This window comes from Virgibacillus sediminis (assembly GCF_042643265.1).
Classification (GTDB): domain Bacteria; phylum Bacillota; class Bacilli; order Bacillales; family Amphibacillaceae; genus Virgibacillus_O; species Virgibacillus_O sediminis.
In genome coordinates this window covers 232,822-250,493 of the sequence record NZ_JBHRRZ010000040.1, presented here as the reverse complement: position 1 = coordinate 250,493, position 17,672 = coordinate 232,822, and the positions used below count along the sequence as shown (strand labels likewise).

The 17,672-nt window shown below is 42.1% G+C and carries 19 protein-coding genes; 13 read left to right on the top strand and 6 right to left on the bottom strand.

All coding sequences use genetic code 11. From position 1 onward, the window contains the following. The first annotated feature begins 17 nt into the window (after nucleotides 1-17). The 3 genes from ACFODW_RS18120 to ACFODW_RS18110 all read left to right on the top strand — a co-directional run bounded on the left by ACFODW_RS18120 (nucleotide 18) and on the right by ACFODW_RS18110 (nucleotide 1,602). A complete protein-coding gene (locus ACFODW_RS18120) occupies nucleotides 18-122 on the top strand; it encodes a GapA-binding peptide SR1P (protein WP_390308361.1) in 105 nt (34 codons plus the stop codon). A gap of 242 nt (nucleotides 123-364) precedes the next feature. Continuing rightward, nucleotides 365-1,321, top strand: coding sequence for an NAD(P)H-dependent flavin oxidoreductase (locus ACFODW_RS18115; protein ID WP_390308359.1), 957 nt, complete (start codon nucleotides 365-367; stop codon nucleotides 1,319-1,321). Between the two features lie 14 nt (nucleotides 1,322-1,335). Further along, nucleotides 1,336-1,602, top strand: a complete 267-nt coding sequence (locus tag ACFODW_RS18110; RefSeq protein WP_390308357.1) for a UPF0223 family protein — start codon at nucleotides 1,336-1,338, stop codon at nucleotides 1,600-1,602. 52 nt (nucleotides 1,603-1,654) lie between these two features. Here ACFODW_RS18110 and ACFODW_RS18105 read toward each other — a convergent pair whose 3' ends face one another. Continuing rightward, nucleotides 1,655-2,275 carry a YktB family protein gene (locus ACFODW_RS18105; RefSeq protein WP_390308355.1) on the bottom strand — a complete coding sequence of 207 codons (621 nt, stop codon included), beginning with the start codon at nucleotides 2,273-2,275 and terminating at the stop codon, nucleotides 1,655-1,657. Between the two features lie 213 nt (nucleotides 2,276-2,488). Here ACFODW_RS18105 and ACFODW_RS18100 point away from each other — a divergent pair, with 213 nt between their 5' ends. Further along, complete coding sequence (locus tag ACFODW_RS18100; RefSeq protein WP_390308354.1) at nucleotides 2,489-2,683, top strand: hypothetical protein; 195 nt, start codon at nucleotides 2,489-2,491, stop codon at nucleotides 2,681-2,683. 150 nt (nucleotides 2,684-2,833) lie between these two features. Further along, on the top strand, nucleotides 2,834-3,643 hold the full coding sequence (locus tag ACFODW_RS18095; RefSeq protein ID WP_390308352.1) for an inositol monophosphatase family protein: 810 nt from the start codon (nucleotides 2,834-2,836) through the stop codon (nucleotides 3,641-3,643). An 8-nt stretch (nucleotides 3,644-3,651) separates the two neighbouring features. Here ACFODW_RS18095 and ACFODW_RS18090 read toward each other — a convergent pair whose 3' ends face one another. Beyond that, nucleotides 3,652-3,822: a DUF5325 family protein gene (locus ACFODW_RS18090; RefSeq protein ID WP_390308350.1), complete on the bottom strand. Its 171-nt coding sequence runs from the start codon at nucleotides 3,820-3,822 to the stop codon at nucleotides 3,652-3,654. Nucleotides 3,823-4,077: 255 nt separating this feature from the next. Here ACFODW_RS18090 and ACFODW_RS18085 point away from each other — a divergent pair, with 255 nt between their 5' ends. Next, complete coding sequence (locus ACFODW_RS18085) at nucleotides 4,078-4,389, top strand: YlaH-like family protein (protein WP_390308348.1); 312 nt, start codon at nucleotides 4,078-4,080, stop codon at nucleotides 4,387-4,389. Nucleotides 4,390-4,498: 109 nt separating this feature from the next. Here ACFODW_RS18085 and ACFODW_RS18080 read toward each other — a convergent pair whose 3' ends face one another. After that, complete coding sequence (locus ACFODW_RS18080; RefSeq protein WP_390308347.1) at nucleotides 4,499-4,702, bottom strand: YlaI family protein; 204 nt, start codon at nucleotides 4,700-4,702, stop codon at nucleotides 4,499-4,501. Nucleotides 4,703-4,836: 134 nt separating this feature from the next. On the opposite strand from ACFODW_RS18080, the gene ACFODW_RS18075 reads away from it, so the two are divergent. Next, nucleotides 4,837-5,151 carry a hypothetical protein gene (locus ACFODW_RS18075; RefSeq protein WP_390308345.1) on the top strand — a complete coding sequence of 105 codons (315 nt, stop codon included), beginning with the start codon at nucleotides 4,837-4,839 and terminating at the stop codon, nucleotides 5,149-5,151. Between the two features lie 49 nt (nucleotides 5,152-5,200). On the opposite strand, the gene ACFODW_RS18070 is transcribed toward ACFODW_RS18075, so the two are convergent. Further along, nucleotides 5,201-5,800: a YhcN/YlaJ family sporulation lipoprotein gene (locus ACFODW_RS18070; RefSeq protein WP_390308343.1), complete on the bottom strand. Its 600-nt coding sequence runs from the start codon at nucleotides 5,798-5,800 to the stop codon at nucleotides 5,201-5,203. Between the two features lie 255 nt (nucleotides 5,801-6,055). Next, on the bottom strand, nucleotides 6,056-6,541 hold the full coding sequence (locus tag ACFODW_RS18065) for a hypothetical protein (RefSeq protein ID WP_390308341.1): 486 nt from the start codon (nucleotides 6,539-6,541) through the stop codon (nucleotides 6,056-6,058). Between the two features lie 171 nt (nucleotides 6,542-6,712). Between ACFODW_RS18065 and ACFODW_RS18060 the strand changes: the two genes are divergently transcribed. The 3 genes from ACFODW_RS18060 (at nucleotide 6,713) to pyc (ending at nucleotide 11,881) form a co-directional block, all read left to right on the top strand. Continuing rightward, on the top strand, nucleotides 6,713-6,994 hold the full coding sequence (locus tag ACFODW_RS18060) for a YlaN family protein (protein WP_390308339.1): 282 nt from the start codon (nucleotides 6,713-6,715) through the stop codon (nucleotides 6,992-6,994). A gap of 265 nt (nucleotides 6,995-7,259) precedes the next feature. Continuing rightward, nucleotides 7,260-8,459, top strand: coding sequence for a putative lipid II flippase FtsW (gene ftsW / locus ACFODW_RS18055; protein ID WP_390308337.1), 1,200 nt, complete (start codon nucleotides 7,260-7,262; stop codon nucleotides 8,457-8,459). Then, nucleotides 8,438-11,881, top strand: a complete 3,444-nt coding sequence (pyc, locus tag ACFODW_RS18050) for a pyruvate carboxylase (protein ID WP_390308335.1) — start codon at nucleotides 8,438-8,440, stop codon at nucleotides 11,879-11,881. The genes ftsW and pyc overlap by 22 nt, the downstream gene beginning before the upstream one ends. A 444-nt stretch (nucleotides 11,882-12,325) precedes the next feature. On the opposite strand, the gene ACFODW_RS18045 is transcribed toward pyc, so the two are convergent. After that, nucleotides 12,326-13,243, bottom strand: a complete 918-nt coding sequence (locus ACFODW_RS18045; protein WP_390308333.1) for a COX15/CtaA family protein — start codon at nucleotides 13,241-13,243, stop codon at nucleotides 12,326-12,328. 478 nt (nucleotides 13,244-13,721) lie between these two features. Here ACFODW_RS18045 and cyoE point away from each other — a divergent pair, with 478 nt between their 5' ends. From cyoE to ctaD, 3 genes are all read left to right on the top strand, one after another. Continuing rightward, nucleotides 13,722-14,660, top strand: a complete 939-nt coding sequence (cyoE, locus tag ACFODW_RS18040; protein WP_390308331.1) for a heme o synthase — start codon at nucleotides 13,722-13,724, stop codon at nucleotides 14,658-14,660. A 61-nt stretch (nucleotides 14,661-14,721) separates the two neighbouring features. Further along, nucleotides 14,722-15,774 carry a cytochrome c oxidase subunit II gene (gene coxB / locus ACFODW_RS18035; protein WP_390308330.1) on the top strand — a complete coding sequence of 351 codons (1,053 nt, stop codon included), beginning with the start codon at nucleotides 14,722-14,724 and terminating at the stop codon, nucleotides 15,772-15,774. A gap of 46 nt (nucleotides 15,775-15,820) precedes the next feature. Next, nucleotides 15,821-17,671, top strand: a complete 1,851-nt coding sequence (gene ctaD, locus ACFODW_RS18030; RefSeq protein WP_390308328.1) for a cytochrome c oxidase subunit I — start codon at nucleotides 15,821-15,823, stop codon at nucleotides 17,669-17,671. The last annotated feature ends 1 nt before the right edge of the window (nucleotide 17,672 follow it).

The window sequence follows — 17,672 nt, the reverse complement described above, 5'->3', positions numbered from 1 at the left end:
TTAAAGGAGTGGTCCAAATGGGAACAATCGTCTGCCAGGATTGTCAGGAAGTTATTGATACTTACGAAGAAGAGAAGGTAACTACCCTTTATGGAACATGTCCTAATTGTAGTGGAAAGTAATTATAGTACAGAAATGGGAGCCAATTAAGTTTGGCTCCCATTTTTAGTAGTGTACCAAGAAACTTTCGTATGTACCGTACATTTGACATGTATTGATAGATAAATAGTACATAATGAACACATTTCGGAACACACTCAGTGATGGGGTACTTATCAATAAATTTTCTGTTACTAAATGGTAGAATGATTATGGATTAAGCTGATAGAATGTGACTAGGACAGTCTAAATGGGGGGATGTTGCGTGGATTGGAATACGAGAGTGACACAATTATTGGAGATCGACTATCCAATTATTCAAGGAGGTCTGGCCCACCTAGCATATAGTGACCTGGCAGCCGCGGTCTCCAATGCAGGAGGGCTTGGTCAGATTACTGCAATGAGTCTTCCTGGGCCTGAAAGCTTGAAAATGGAAATACGAAGAGTAAAACAGATGACGGATAAGCCTTTTGGAGTGAATTTTGCCATTGGTCAGCATGGGCGGCCATTCGAGGAAATGGTCAAAGTTGCGGTAGAGGAAAAAGTGCCGGCAATATCAGTGACAGGCGGAAATCCAAAAGGTGTTCTTGATATGGTCAAGGGGGAACCGATCAAGACATTGGTGTTGGTGGCTGCTCGCCGTCAGGCAATAAAGGCGGAAGAACTTGGGGCAGATGCAGTGATGGTTGTCGGGCAAGAAGGTGGCGGCCATCTTGGGAGAAGTGATACGGGTACCTTCGTTCTAACTCCTCAGGTTAGTGATGACGTCTCCATCCCTGTTATTGCTTCAGGAGGCATTGTAGACGGAAAAGGATTAATGGCGGCCTTGGCTCTCGGTGCGGAAGGAATAGAAATGGGAACCCGTTTCATTGCTACCGAAGAATGCCTTGCCGCTCATGAAATATATAAGAAAGCCATACTGGAAGCTGATGAAGAGGATACAGTTGTAATCAAGCGGTCGATCGGGGCACCTGCCAGGGCATTGAAAAATGAATGGACAGGAAAAATTCTTCAGCTGGAGGAACAAAATGTCGGTTATGAGAGATTAAAAGATTACATAAGTGGCGAAGCAAACAAAAATTATATAATAAAAGGGAAGGAACACGAAGGATTTGGATGGGCTGGACAATCCGCTGCAAGAATACATGATCTTCCGCCAGTGCATACTTTAATCAGTGACATAATTAATGAAGCGGAGGAAATTAGAAATAAATGGAATTAGCGGGGGGAAGTTAAATGGATTATCAATATCCGATGGATGAGACATGGACAAAGCAGGAAATTATCGATGTAGTCAACTTCTTTAGTGTAATTGAGAAAGCTTATGAGAATGGAGCAAAGAGACAGTATATTCTGGTATTATATCGGCGTTTCAAGGAGATCGTGCCTTCCAAAAGTGAAGAGAAAACATTATTCGCCGAGTTTGAGAAGGCGTCAGGGTACGCAAGCTACAAGGTTGTAAAAGCTGCAAGAGAATCTGAAAAGACAGTAATTTCCATGTAAAAAGGCAATGCCCGCTAAGGGCATTGCCTTTTTGGCTCTCATGTCCGGAACGTTAGTTCTTTGCCTGAAGGGCTTGCCTATAGAATGGAATCAACGTTTCATAAGTTGCTTCTACAGTTTCCAGGAATTTCTTACCGTCTGCTAAGCGGGGATCCCCTGCAGGAAGATGCTGTCCAATAAGAAATTCTGCTTTTTTTACATCACGGAAGCGTTCCACATCTTTTAACTGAAGCTTATCCAAGCTTATGGCATCCCTTTTTGTATGGTCCAGAGAGACCATATAATTACTTGGCAATTGCTTCAGCTCGTCAAAGCTTTTGACATATGACTCAGCAATTTCTTTCTTATAGTCAAGCTCATAAATTAAGGCCAGCCAAATAAAGACATGATCATCAAAAAGCCCCACCTGAAAATGAGGGTGTTTCTTATACCCTCGTTTATTGTCGGCAATGGCTAACCACGTATCATTAGGCGGGTTGACAGTTCTTCTAGCATGCTTGGCAATATGAAGGAACATTTCATTCCCCAATTCAGCTGAAAGAAAGCTGACCAGATGACTACCAATTTCTTGAAATTTGGGTTGAATTCTCGTTTGGATTGCTTCCATTCGCTCTTCTAGGCCTTCGATGGAGAAAGTTTCGAAGTCTTCCTTGGTAAATCCATTGAATGTCATAATGCGTTCATCCTTTCAAAACTTCAACCTGAATTAATAGTAATCATTATTAGGGAAAGGGGTAGTGAAGTCAAGAAATATACCTGTCAAGGTTTAAAAGTAGCCCATTTTGGGGAATGTTAACAAATAACTAAGCCGCTTTCAGAAAATTATTGAACCAAAATTTCAAACATCTCATAAACATATTACAAGTATTCCGAGAGGGTGTGGACAATGAAATATGTAATGGAGGCACTGAGAAAGAAAGAAGCTGAAGAGAAACTGCCAGTTATTAAAATGGAAATTGATTATGAATTGGTGACATTATATGACGCACTTCAAGAAAAAGATCAAGTTCAGATTATTAAGTCAAAAGAAAAGTTGGAGAAGTTAAGAATGCAAATGCTTGAGGTTGAAAATGATCATTAAACAATACAGTCAGGGAGCTCTCTGATGCTGAGCAATGAGCATTTGGAGGGTTCCCGCTTTTATTTGTCGGATAACATGGAGCCCCTATATACTGACTCTACTGCTGAATTTCTGGTAATATAGATATAGAATACATGTGGAGGAATAAATATGGATAAAGAGAAACGGGACAAGTTGTTTGACCAGGCAAAGGACTGGGTGCTTGAGGCGGGAAAGAACATCCGTGAAAAGATCAATGATCCTCTTCAAATTGACACAAAGTCCAATCCAAATGACCTGGTTACCGCTATGGATAAAGAAACAGAGGAGTTTTTTGCCAATCATATTAAACAGAAATACCCCGGCCATTCCATATTGAGTGAAGAAGGTTTTGGAGATGAACTGGATTCGCTGGGAGGCATTGTCTGGATTATAGATCCAATCGATGGAACCATGAATTTCGTTCATCAAAAAAGAAACTTTGCCATTTCTGTTGCAATTTATGAAGAAGGTGTAGGGGAAATAGGTCTGATTTATGATGTTATGGCAGATAATATGTATCAGGCTAAGCGAGGAGAAGGGGCTTATAAAAATGATGTCCTCCTTTCTCAGATGGACCGAAACAAACAATTTGAGGAAGCGGTCTTTGGACTGAACCATTTCTGGCTTTGCGAAAATCGGCTGGTAGAAGAGAAGCGAATGCAGCAATTTGTAAAGGATATTCGAGGCACAAGGACATATGGTTCTGCTGCTTTAGAATTCGCCTTCGTTGCTGAGGGCGTTATGGATGGCTATTTATCCATGAATCTGGCTCCATGGGATGTAGCCGCTGGAATTGTGCTTGTAAATGAGACAGGGGGCGTTACTACTAATATTGATGGAACTGAGTTAAATATGCTTGATAAGGACTCCGTATTAACATGTAACCCGGCCATTCAGGACAGACTGCTAAACTCTTATATTAAACATGGAAGAAAGTGACGGATATGTCACTTTCTTTTTCGCTTTCGGGCGATACCATAGATCATAATTGCCATGCCGACAACCAGGAACAAAATAATTAGCCAAAAGCTCCGTAAGGCGATGGCAAACCCAACAAGTATGAACATAAGAATAACTAAAAAAGCCATAACTAGTGCTCTTACATCAATTTTACGCATGAAAACACCTCTATCTATTATGGTTCCAAGTATATAGCAATTTTAAGGTTATTCAAAATTATTTGCAGTCAGGAATTAAGGGATCTTACAGATGCCAGGCGGTGTAAAGGGTATCATGAGACTAATGGAAGCAGGGGAATACCCGGAGCGCTATCGATTATTTCCTCGATTTAACTAGCATGAATGTAGAAGATTTAGTATGATAGACAAGAATCTAACAATGGCTGTGTGCCATAAGCATAATGGGGGATACATATGGAAGATGTAAATTTTACGTTTCTCTTCGAAATCATATTGAACAGTTTTGGTACGGAACATATATTCGCTGTATTTTATGTATTGAATCTGATTTTTGCGGCTGTCGCTTATCAACTTGGGTTTGCCAGGAAGCTGTCACTTTTAAAAACAGTATTTGTCTATATCCTGCTGGCGATTGGAACATATGTTATAACTATTTTCAGCATTTTCAACCTGCCGATTACCGAAAGTCTTATCATAATAACGATTGTTTTGGGCATTTACCGGTTCCGCATGTTTCAACAGCGGAAGGCGCAAGACAGCAATTAAAAAACGCTCCTCGAGAGCGTTTTTTAATGCTTATGATGCACAAAATGACAAGGCACCTATAATTGGAGGTGCTGCCATATTAAGTTATATATAGTATGGTCCCGTGCAATCAGATAAAATCTTTTTTCTTCTTTTTTTCCCGATATAAATGAAAATTGCCTGTAGCATGCCGCTGATTTGTTTTTTCCTCAATTCGATCATGGCATTCTTGACAAAGATACATATGAATCCTTCGGTTGCGCAGCCTCTTTGCCTCCAGGCAATCATCTTCCAGTGTATGGATACTGTCACAGATCGTACATTTCACCTGCATGATGTCACCTCTAATACTCAATGCTTGTAAGTACTATAACATAAACAGCGATTTCCTTAAAGGTGCGCATAGATAGGTTTCAGAGAATTATAACAGGGTACAATATAAAAAAACGCAATGGAAAGGGAGATTCGATGGAAAAGCGTAATATGTTAACAGCAGCAGGTGTGGCAGGAGCAGCAGGGGCTGTCGCAGCAGGTTATCTATTGAAAGATAAACAAAACCGGGAAAAGATCATCCGAAAAGTAGACGAAGTAAAAGAGCAAATAAAAATGTACAATCAGGAAACCGATTCTACGTTCGAAGATGCTGGTGTACCGGATCAGACTGATGGAGAAGACCCGGCACTACTTGCAAATTCAAAGATGGTGTCAGAAGGATCCCAATTTGGTGTTCAGTATTATAATGAGCATAAAGATGAAAATGTGTTGGGAAACCAGCAGGATTAGAAGTAGAAGCATATGAAACAGGCGGATGCACTAGCATCCGCCTGTTGTCCTATTCAGTTGGAGGCTTGGATTGTTCTTCTTCTACTTCCTCTAATTGCCGTTCCTCATTTTCGGGTATTATTTGCTTGTTCTGATCAGGTTCCTGTGCTCTGTCTTCATCGATGGGAAAATCAGGCATGTATCTTCCAACAATAGCAGCCACCTCATCGACTACCCCTTGCACTGGATGCCCTTGCCGGATTTTATCTGCCATATCACGGATTCGTTCATTCCCATCGGCATCTGCAACAACGACAGCGGTTTTACCATATGGATCGTGATAGAGTGCTTCCAGTACTGAATATTTTATTGTTCCTACCCTGGAACGGTCCAAATCCTTATCTACGTCAATACCAACCACCGCATATGGTCCAGCAACGACTGCCGTAGCATCTTCCACATTGGGTACATCGTTAGCCAGGTTTGCTAAACGGTCAGCAATTTGTGTATTGTTTAATTCCTCTCTTTCTGCAGGAGCCGAATTCTCTACCTGCATCATGTTATTGTTTCCTTGATCCTTCTGGGCGAGGGGTTCTTCTTCCTCGTTTTGCTGACATCCGATTAATACAACAAACAGGGACATTGCGAGAATTCCCATTCGTATTATCATCAAGCATTCCTCCTATTAGTGTATCCGGTAGAGATAGTTTGCGGAGATAACACCATATCTATACGGAAAATAGGTGAAATCAGCATGATAGATGAAGATCTGTTGCCGGAAAAGGAGTTTAAGGATACAGGGGAGTACAGATGATAAAGGAGTATGGCGTGGGCATTCTATAAGTGGATGTAAAGCTCTTTGACTCGTAAAATAGGGTGTAACGGACATGTTACACCCACTAGATAAAATATGGAATTTTGACATTTAATTGATGATGATTTCAAAAACATTTTTGATCGGGTCTTTTTGGTTGGATCCATCTCCGTAATAGACATGGACGGGACCATCTTCTTTTAATGGCTTCCCGTCTACGGCGAAAAGGAAATAGGAATTTTGAAGTTCATCGAGTGATAACCGGTGTTCTCCGTCTTTGGTCACGAGGGTTGCATCAACTGCTCCCGGGTTAATTTCTGCATGTTGCAGAAAATCCTCGATTGGCATTACATAAGAATTGGCTAATATTTCTTTGCCTTCCATCCTGGAGATGCTTTTGTTGACTGGAGGCTTAATCTGATGCTGGTAAACTTCCCGGTTGAATCTCTCGGAAGCAGCTTCGTCTTCGTCTTTCTCTGCAACTTTAGTATGGCCGCTGAATGCTTCTTCAAGTAGTACTTTGCGGTCATCAAATATCCACACAGTCGGATCCAAGGTAATAGAATAGGAAACATTTCCTTTGATTGGTACGATCATTATACTCACTCCTCAAATATGTATCAATTTCAAGGATAGCAGACAGACGGCCATTTTTCACCAGGTAAGTTTATTTCTGTACTGGTAATTATAATTTTATTTGCATTTTCGCTCTTCTACCGCTAAGATAAATATATAGTAAGAAGTCTTTTCGCGGGGGGGATTAAGTTGATGCCTGAGGTGACCTTAAATCATCGTGAAAAAGCTCATGCCCTTCTAAAGGCTGATGCAGAAAAAATTTTGCGACTGATAGAAGTTCAAATAGATAATCTGACCATGCCGCAATGTCCTGTATATGAGGATGTCCTGGATACACAGATGTTTGGTTTGTCCCGAGAAATCGATTTTGCTGTGAGATTAGACTTGATCAGTGAAGATGAAGGCAAAGAGCTTCTCGAAAATCTGGAGAAAAAGCTTAATATACTGCATGAAGCAGCACAAAAATCTCTGTAACATGGTGTGAATATATCATGTTTAGGCGCTATGTGACCAAGCAAAAACTTTGCCTGCATGTTAAAACGGCAAGGTTTTTTTGCACATAAGGAACGCATTGAACTGATTGCGGAATTCCCAAGTTTAATACACCTTCATATTATCCTGTAAGTACACCTCTGTACTAACTATTGGAGGCTATAGACGGAAACCATGTCCCTTGCTGATCCATACCCGAAGATGATAAGCAGAGAATCACATATTTACATATTTGGGGAGAAAATAGATGATGAAAAAATTAAAGGATTATGACTTCACACTGAGTTTTACACCTATTGTTTTAGCAGCTTTTGGCTTGGTCATGGTCTACAGTGCCAGTATGGTAGTCGCTGTGGTAGAAGGCCATGATAGCACCCATTACCTTGTGAGGCAGTCTATATGGTTCAGCATGGGTCTGGTCGTTTTTGGGTCATGTGCCCTATTTCCATACAAATATTATCAAAAATTAATGAAAATTATAATCATTGGTGTTATTCTATTACTCATAGGTGTTCTCCTTTTTGGCAACACCGTCAATAATGCCAGATCTTGGTTCACAATTGGTCCTCTCAGCCTGCAACCTGCGGAATTTGCAAAACTTGCCCTGATTTTGTATCTGGCATCAGTGTATTCAAAAAAACAGAATTATATCAGTCAGTTTTCCACGGGAGTGCTGCCCCCTCTGGTTATGACTGTGGGTATTCTTGGTTTGATTGTGTTGCAGCCGGATATTGGAACAGCCGCAATTATTTTTCTGATTGCCTGTACGGTGATTTTCAGTTCTGGAATTCGTTTTAAACACTTATTATGGCTTATGCTCCTAGGTATGATCATAATTGCGATAGCAATACCGAATATGATTACTGAAACCAGAATTGAAAGGTTTACAGGGGCTTATCAGCCGTTCCAGGCGCCCGATTCAAGCGGTTATCAGCTTATTCAGTCGTATCTTGCTATTGGGGTTGGAGGGATTACCGGAGAAGGGCTCGGTCAAAGTGTCCAAAAGCTTGGCTATTTGATGGAAGGACATACTGATTTCATCATGGCAATCATTGCAGAAGAACTGGGCTTTCTCGGCGTGGTAATAGTTATCGGACTGCTTGCTGTCATTGTGCTTAGAGGATTATTTATCGCACGAAAGTGTCAAGACAGCTTCGGGTCACTGCTTGCTATAGGGATTTCTTCTATGGTAGGCATTCAAGCATTCATCAATTTAGGGTCCATCAGCGGAATCCTTCCCATCACTGGAGTTACTCTCCCGTTTGTCAGTTATGGAGGCTCCTCGCTTATGGTGTTGATGGCATCTATGGGGATTTTGAACAACATAGCCATGAACGTCAACAGGGAAGGTACAACAAGACAAGAGGCAACAGACAGAAAAAGAATGACAGAAAAAGACACAACTATTCATGGAGGAGGAAAAAAATGGGTGAATTACAACAAATAAATAAGGTGCTTGTTGCTAACAGAGGTGAGATTGCAATACGTGTATTTAGGGCGTGCACCGAACTGAATATTCGTACCGTTGCAGTCTATTCAAAAGAGGATACAGAAGCATACCATCGCTTCAAGGCCGACGAAGCATATTTGGTCGGCGAGGGAAAGAAGCCGATCGATGCTTATCTTGACATTGAAGGGATTATCAAGCTAGCGAAAGAAGTCGAAGTGGATGCTATTCATCCGGGCTATGGCTTTTTGTCCGAAAATATCGATTTTGCCCGTCGTTGTGAAGAAGAGGGAATCATATTCATTGGGCCTACAAGTGAACACCTCAATATGTTTGGGGATAAAGTTAAAGCGAGAGAGCAGGCAATTGATGCTGGAATTCCTGTTATTCCAGGTACTGATGGAGCAATAGGTTCATTGGAGGAAGCAAAAAATTTCGGGAAAGAGCATGGATATCCTATTATCATAAAAGCTTCACTTGGCGGCGGCGGACGCGGCATGAGGATTGTTCGAAGTGAAGGGGAATTATCTGAATCTTACGACCGGGCCAAGTCGGAAGCGAAAGCAGCTTTTGGCAACGATGAAGTTTACTTGGAGAAATTCATAGAGAATCCAAAACACATAGAAGTTCAAATCATCGGCGACCATGATGGGAACCTCGTGCACTTGTATGAGAGGGATTGCTCTGTACAGCGTAGGCATCAGAAGCTTGTAGAAGTTGCACCAAGTTTGTCTCTTAAAGATGAGCTTAGGGAGGAAATCTGTCAGGCGGCTGTCGACTTGATGAAAAATGTGAATTATAAAAACGCAGGTACAGTTGAATTTCTTGTGACAGATGAGGAATTTTTCTTTATTGAAGTGAACCCAAGAGTTCAGGTAGAACACACCATTACCGAAATGATTACTGGGGTGGATATCGTTCAGACCCAAATCAAGGTTGCTAAAGGACTAGGATTGCATAGTTCCGAAATCGGCATCCCTGAGCAGAAAGATATCAGAACCAGCGGCTACGCTATCCAATCCAGGGTTACCACGGAGGATCCGCTCAATAATTTCATGCCTGATACTGGCCGTATCATGGCATATCGTACAGGCGGTGGCTTTGGAGTTCGTCTAGATGCCGGGAATGGTTTCCAGGGTGCTGTAATTTCCCCGCATTATGATTCACTGCTTGTTAAAGTTTCAACATGGGCATTAACGTTTGAGCAGGCTGCGTTGAAGATGGTGCGTAATCTTAAAGAGTTCCGTATTCGAGGAATTAAGACTAATATACCATTCTTGGAAAATGTTATTCTGCATGAAAAGTTCCTAAATGCGGAGTATAATACCAATTTTGTTGATGAGACACCAGAGTTATTTGTGTTCCCACGGCGTAAGGACCGCGGTACCAAGATGCTGAATTACATTGGGCATACTACTGTCAATGGTATGGATGGCATCGGAAAAACAGGAAAGCCGGACTTCCCTAAACTTATTGTTCCGAAAATTGATAAACTGGAGACTATTCCAAGTGGAACGAAGCAGATTTTGGACGAGCAAGGACCTGAGGGAGTAGCTAAATGGCTGAAGGGCCAAAAAGAGGTTCTGCTGACCGATACTACTTTCCGGGATGCCCATCAATCATTGCTAGCAACAAGGGTACGTTCCAAAGATCTTGAGCGTATCGCTGAGCCGACCGCAAGAATGCTTCCGAATTTGTTTTCGGTTGAAATGTGGGGCGGGGCTACCTTTGATGTGGCCTACCGTTTCTTGAAAGAGGATCCATGGGAAAGACTGCTTAATATGCGCCAGAAAATGCCGAATGTCCTTCTGCAAATGCTGTTGCGTGCAAGCAATGCTGTAGGCTATAAGAATTATCCGGACAATCTAATTAAGGAATTTGTAGAGAAAAGTGCAAATGCCGGCATAGATGTTTTTCGGATTTTCGACAGCTTGAATTGGGTAGAAGGGATGACCCTGGCCATCGAATCAGTCAGGGAAACAGGTAAAATTGCCGAGGCGACCATGTGTTATACCGGTGATATTCTCGATAAAGGCCGGTCCAAATATGATCTCAGCTATTATACCAATCTGGCAAAAGAATTAGAGGAGTCCGGTGCACATATCTTAGGTATTAAAGATATGGCAGGACTATTGAAACCGGAGGCTGCATATCAGCTGATTTCCACGCTTAAAGAAAGCACGGATCTTCCTATACACCTTCATACACATGATACAAGCGGTAATGGTACTTACCTATATGCACGTGCGGTAGAGGCAGGAGTGGATGTAGTGGATGTTGCCAATGGCCCAATGGCCGGACTGACTTCCCAGCCGAGTGCACAGACGCTGTATCATGCCTTAGAAGGGAATGAACGTCAGCCAAAAGTCGACATAGATAATTATGAAGAACTCTCCCATTATTGGGAAGGCATCCGTGAGTATTACAAAGACTTTGAAAGCGGGATGAAAGCTCCTCATACAGAAATATATATGCATGAGATGCCAGGCGGACAGTACAGTAACCTTAAGCAGCAGGCAAAGGCTGTAGGGCTTGAAGACTGTTGGAATGAAGTTAAGGTAATGTTCCGGAAAGTAAATGACATGTTCGGTGATGTAGTGAAAGTAACACCGTCTTCCAAAGTAATTGGAGATATGACATTATTTATGGTACAAAATAACTTGTCAGAAGAGGATATTTATGAACGCGGCGAATCCCTGGATTTCCCAGAATCGGTCATTGAATTTGTACAAGGGTATATTGGTCAGCCGTACCAAGGATTTCCTGAAGAGCTTCAACGTATTATCCTTAAAGGAAGAGAGCCTATTACTGTTAGACCGGGCGAACTGCTGGATCCGATCGATTTCGATTCACTCAGAGATGAGCTGTATAATAAGCTCGGTCGTGAAGTGACAAGCTTCGACTTGATTGCTTATGCCCTCTATCCGAAAGTATTCGATGAATATAATGATTTCTATGAAACCTATGGTGACATGTCCGTGTTGGATACGCCGACCTTCTTCTACGGTATGAAACTTGGAGAAAAGATCGAAGTGGAGATTGAGAAAGGTAAGACATTGATCGTTAAGCTTGTTTCCATTTCGGAAGCGAGGGAAGACGGTACACGTGTGGTATACTTCGAACTCAATGGCCAAGGAAGAGAAATTGTTGTGAAGGATGAAAGCATTAAATCAGCCTTGGCTACCAAGCAAAAAGTAGATAAAAGAAATGATAAACACATCGGGGCTACAATGCCTGGCACTGTTTTAGAAGTGAATTGTGCAAAAGGCGATGAAGTAAACAAGGGCGACTATCTACTGATCAATGAAGCTATGAAGATGGAGACCACTGTACAAGCGCCTTACTCAGGAGTAATAAAAGAAGTTTACGTAAGCAAGGGAGATACCATCGCGGTAGACGATTTGCTTATAGAGTTTGAATAACTTTTCAACAAGGTTATGAAAGAAGGGGTTGTGACAAGACTAAATTGCTTTACTCAAAAGATGAACAATGAACTGAATCAGCGGAGGAAATATACGTAGACTCCAACGGGAGGAAAGGCCTAGGTGAGACCCCGAAGTGCGATAGCACTCGGAGGCTCAGCAGCCGCCCGTGGAAAGCGAAGTGTATTTCCGCAGCGGGTGTTCCCATTTCACAAGATTTTTAGTTAGTTCGGCTTTTTCTTTTGATTAAACAATTTTTCCCAACCCCTTTCATTATGGAAAAAGCTTTTTTTAGGCCGATCCACCTCGATTGGTTTAGAGCATTCTATATTGAGTTCGATAAACGAAAGAGATTGGTTATACCTAAAGGCTTAACTAGCTAAGAAGGATTTTCTATTCAAATACAAAACAGGCTTTCCATATACTGATGGAAAGCCTGTTTCTTTATTGCTCTCTTTCATATTTGGCACTTCTGGAGGAAAGAAGGATAAAGTAGCTTAATAGACCAAAGAAGCAGGAAATAATTAATGCATGGAGCAGAGCGATTCCTAGATTGAGCATAGTTAGAATAATCAATGCGCCGGTTATCACCTGTAAGCTTATTAGAGCCAATATAAGAATCCATCCCCCCCGCATGACGCTTGAGTGCTTGTAATTGCTAATCAGGCGGAGACTGGCTGTAAGTGCCAAAATGAACAAAATACCTGCTGCCAGACGGTGTCCCATCTGAATCCACTGCTCTAGGCTATAGTTGGCCAAATCCAATGGAGCTGTATTATTACAGAATGGCCAGCTGCCGCAGACTAGGTTTGCCTCTGTATGTCTTACTAGAGCGCCTGAGTAGACGACAAGGAAGGTATAAATACTAAGTGCGTATATCTCCATCCGATGTTTTTTCTTGATAAAAAGTGACTTTGCGTCGAATTTTTTATCCACTTCGAATACCAAAAGGGTCAAAAGGAGGATAGAAGCAAATGAAATCAAAGAGATTCCAAAATGGATGGCAAGAACAAAGTCATTCTGTTCCCATACTACCGCAGCAGCACCGATTAATGCTTGGGCAACAAGAAAGAATACAGATAAAAAAGACAGTAGTTTCACTTCGCGCACATGCCCGATTTTCTTCCATGCAAGTACTGCCAATATCACAACAATTATTCCCATGCTGCCCGATACCAGCCTATGGCTTAGTTCAATCACGAGTTCTGGAGTTATCTCACTGGGAATGATTTCGCCATGACATAATGGCCAGCTGTCTCCGCAGCCGTCTGCTGACCCGGTTTTCGTGACAAGTGCTCCCCCTGTTAGCACAAAAACCATTCCTAAAGTTGCAAGGACGGAGAGCCACTTTAATATTTTCATTGATATGCATCCTCACTTTGTATGAATTATGTAAAATGATAGACAAAAATTTAGGCAATACTATTATAATAATACCATTACAAAGAAGAAAGCAACGGAATTTCAAGAAAACAAATAAACTGACACATAATTGTTACAGTTGCAGGCTGAATTTGTCAATTCTTTGTCAAAAAGGGAATAAACGCTTGCATTCTACCCCTTTGTTTGCTAGAAATAGTCTAAAGAGGTATGCTATAATTCATCCATATGTAATTGTTATGTACTTGCAAAATTTGCAGATATTCGTTTTTTATTTACGTACATAAGCGAGTACATAATGTCTTAATGGAACTTGGAAACCTGAAAATTGGTTAGATAATCCAGAGATTCCATGGTACAATTGATGCGGTTATATGCATACGGGCAAGAATATCTGCTCAACAAGTATTCTAAAACTGAATGCTCAATCAAGCGGATAGTGAAGGGGGGATAATTATAGATGGACAACGTGGAGACTTCTTCTTCACAGCTCATTAAGAAAGATGCTGTTATAGAAGATCCGAAACCAACATTAATCGCCGATTTAAAAGCTCTGATAAAGGTAGGGATCATCAATTCCAACCTGATTACAGCTTTTGCAGGCTTTTGGCTGGCACTATACTTTACTGGTGCTTCGATAACAGCAATGTGGGATATATTCCTTCTGACCATGGGCGGTACAGCTCTTGTCATTGCTGGAGGGTGTATATTAAACAATTGGTATGATGTGGATATAGACCCTCAAATGTCACGGACAAAGGGGCGGCCGACAGTAACAGGCAATTTCTCCCTTCACACTGTTTTGGCTATGGGGCTTTCTACTACTATTATTGGTTTGATTATGCTGTTGTTTACTACGGTAGAAGCGGCCGCACTTGGATTGTTCGGTTGGTTTGCTTATGTAGTGCTGTACACCATGTGGGCAAAGCGGAGGTACACGTTAAATACGGTCATCGGAAGTTTTTCGGGAGCCATGCCTCCATTGATTGGATGGGCAGCAGTGGATCCTTCTTTGCATGTGGTCCCGGTAACTCTATTCTTAATCATGTTTATATGGCAGACGCCACACTTCCTCGCACTTGCGATGAAGAAAGTGGAGGATTACCGAGCCGCAGGAGTTCCAATGCTGCCGGTTGTTTATGGTTTTGAATTCACCAAGCGGCAGATTGTCGTCTACATCGCATGCTTGATGCCGTTGCCATTTCTACTGTCGTCACTGGGTACTGTATTTGTGGTTATTGCAACACTCTTAAACCTGGGCTGGTTGATCATTGGCCTTAGGGGATTTTTTATGAAAGATGCACTTAAATGGGCAAATATCATATTTATTTACTCCTTAAATTATTTAACTATCATGTTTTTGATGATGATAATAGTTACATTGCCTATTTTCAATTAACATTGGTCCTTAAATAATTTTAATATAAGGAATTCATAAAGAGAAAGAGAGGTATGGATACATGAAAGGTTGGATGGGAAATTTCAAAAAAATCTTTCCTCTGGGATTTGTAGCACTGTTGCTAGCAGGCTGCGGAAAAGAAAATTTGTCTGCATTCATTCCAAAAGGGTATGGTGCTGAGACTTCCATGGACTTAATCATTCTTTCCACTATTGTCATGATTTTTGTATTTCTGATTGTAATGATTGTCTTTGTGCTTGCACTTGTACGCTTCCGGAAAAAGAAAGGGCAGGATGATTACATACCGAAACAGGTGGAAGGGAACAAAACATTGGAAACTGTCTGGACAGTCATCCCGATAATCCTTGTATTGGTTATTGCTGTTCCTACAGTAGCTGCCACGTATGACTTGGCAGACGAATCCGGCAAGCAGGATGGATTGACCATTGAAGTTACCGGTAATCAGTACTGGTGGCATTTCAACTATAAGGGTCAGGAAATCCAGACAAGTCAGGATATGTACATTCCAGCCGGTGAAAGAGTCTATCTGGATATGGTAGCTTCCGATGTCATTCACTCCTTTTGGGTACCGGCAATCTCCGGTAAAATGGATGTGAATCCAGAGAATGAAAACACCATGTTCCTTGAGGCTGAAGAGGAAGGTGTGTACTGGGGCAAATGTGCTGAACTTTGTGGTCCGGGTCACTCTTTGATGGACTTCAAAGTTGTAGTAGTAAGCCCTGAGGAATTCGATCAATGGGTAGAGGACATGCAGAATGTGAATGCGGATGCAGAGCCACAGGATGCTGTCGCACAGGACGGAAAAGCACTGTTTGAAGAAAACAGCTGTGTTGCCTGTCATGCCATTGGATCTTCGCCGAACAATGTTGGTCCGAACCTTACCAACTTCGGGAACCGTACAACAGTTGCCGGAATTCTGGAACCGACAAAAGAAAACCTTGTTGATTGGTTATTAGACCCTGAAGCAATTAAACCAGGGAACAAAATGACCGGAAACTACCCGCAGCTTTCTGAAGAAGAGGCAAGCAGTATTGCAGAATACTTGATGCAGCTTGAGCACTCAGAGATCACACCTGAAAGCGCAGGAAACTAATTAAAGACTATCAAGGGATGGAAGAAGTTAAAGGGAGGTTTAAACTTTGAGTACAGCTACTCAAAACAGAGGCTTCGGCGCTGTTCTGTGGGATTACCTGACCACTGTAGACCATAAGAAAATCGGGATACTTTACCTGATTGGTGGCGGGTTCTTCTTCATTCTCGGCGGACTCGAAGCAATGATTATACGTATTCAGCTTATGGTGCCTGAAAATGATTTTATCAGTGCAGGTCTCTATAATGAAATGATTACCATGCACGGAACGACGATGATATTCCTGGCTGCGATGCCGTTATTGATCGGCTTGATGAACTATATCATGCCATTACAAATTGGTGCCAGGGATGTAGCTTTTCCGTTTTTGAATTCATTGGGCTTTTGGCTCTTCTTTCTTGGCGGTGTCCTACTGAACTGTAGTTGGTTCCTTGGAGGAGCACCTGATGCAGGGTGGACTTCTTACGCGCCGCTTTCAATTCAATCACCCGGGCATGGAGTGGACTTCTATGTGATGGGGCTTCAGCTTTCTGGTGCCGGTACGTTAATAGGTGGTATCAACTTTCTTGTTACCATCGTTACAATGCGTGCGCCGGGTATGACATATATGCGTATGCCTTTATTTACATGGACGACATTCGTCATCAGTGTCCTGATTCTATTTGCATTTCCTGCTTTGACAGTAGGACTGTTTCTTTTAATGTTCGACCGTATGTTTGGATCCGCGTTCTTTGATGTGGCTCTTGGCGGTAATGCCGTAATTTGGCAGCATCTATTTTGGATCTTTGGTCACCCGGAAGTATATATTTTGATTCTTCCGGCGTTCGGGATATTCAGTGAGACCTTTCCTACATTTTCGAAAAAACGCTTGTTTGGTTATACAGCCATGGTGTTCGCTACAATTTTGATTGCCTTCCTTGGCTTCATGGTATGGGCACACCACATGTTCACTGTAGGCCTTGGACCAACTGCTAATGCCATCTTTGCAATTGCGACTATGGCCATTGCGGTACCGACCGGTATCAAGATCTTTAACTGGTTGGCCACTATGTGGGGAGGAAGCATTACCATCAATTCGGCAATGCTTTGGACTTTAGCGTTCATTCCTTCCTTTACTATCGGTGGGATGACTGGTGTAATGCTTGCTTCATCTGTTGCCGACTATCAGTATCATGACACATACTTTGTTGTAGCACACTTCCACTATGTAATTGTCGGTGGTGTGGTATTTGGAATTCTGGCTGGGCTGCATTACTGGTGGCCTAAGATGTTTGGCAGAATTTTGAATGAAACGATGGGTAAAATCTCATTCTGGCTGTTCTTTATCGGCTTCCATCTCACTTTCTTTATCCAGCACTTCCTTGGATTGATGGGGATGCCGCGCCGTTATTGGGTATTCCTGGAAAATCAAGGATTGGATACCGGGAACCTGATTAGTACAGTAGGTGCACTGCTGATGGGCCTTGGCGGGCTGCTCTTTGTCATCAATATCATCTACACATCTGTGAAAGGAGAAAAAGCTCCAGCAGATCCATGGGATGGACGTACCCTGGAGTGGGCAATATCTTCTCCTCCTAAGCATTATAACTTTGCCCAAATGCCATTGGTTCGAGGACTTGATCCGTTGTGGATAGAGAAAATGGATGGCAATTCTAAAATGACTCCGGCAGAGCCTCTGGATGAAATTCATATGCCGAATGGATCCATACTGCCATTGATTATGACTATCGGTTTTACCATCGCAAGTTTTGGCTTTATATACCAGACAGATAACAGTGCTTGGCTGATTGCTGTATATGTCGGTATGGCTATCGCTTTAGGATCCATGTTGATCCGCTCCCTGAAAGATGACTATGGTCATCATATATCCAAAGAAGAACTTGAAAGGGAGGCTGAATGAG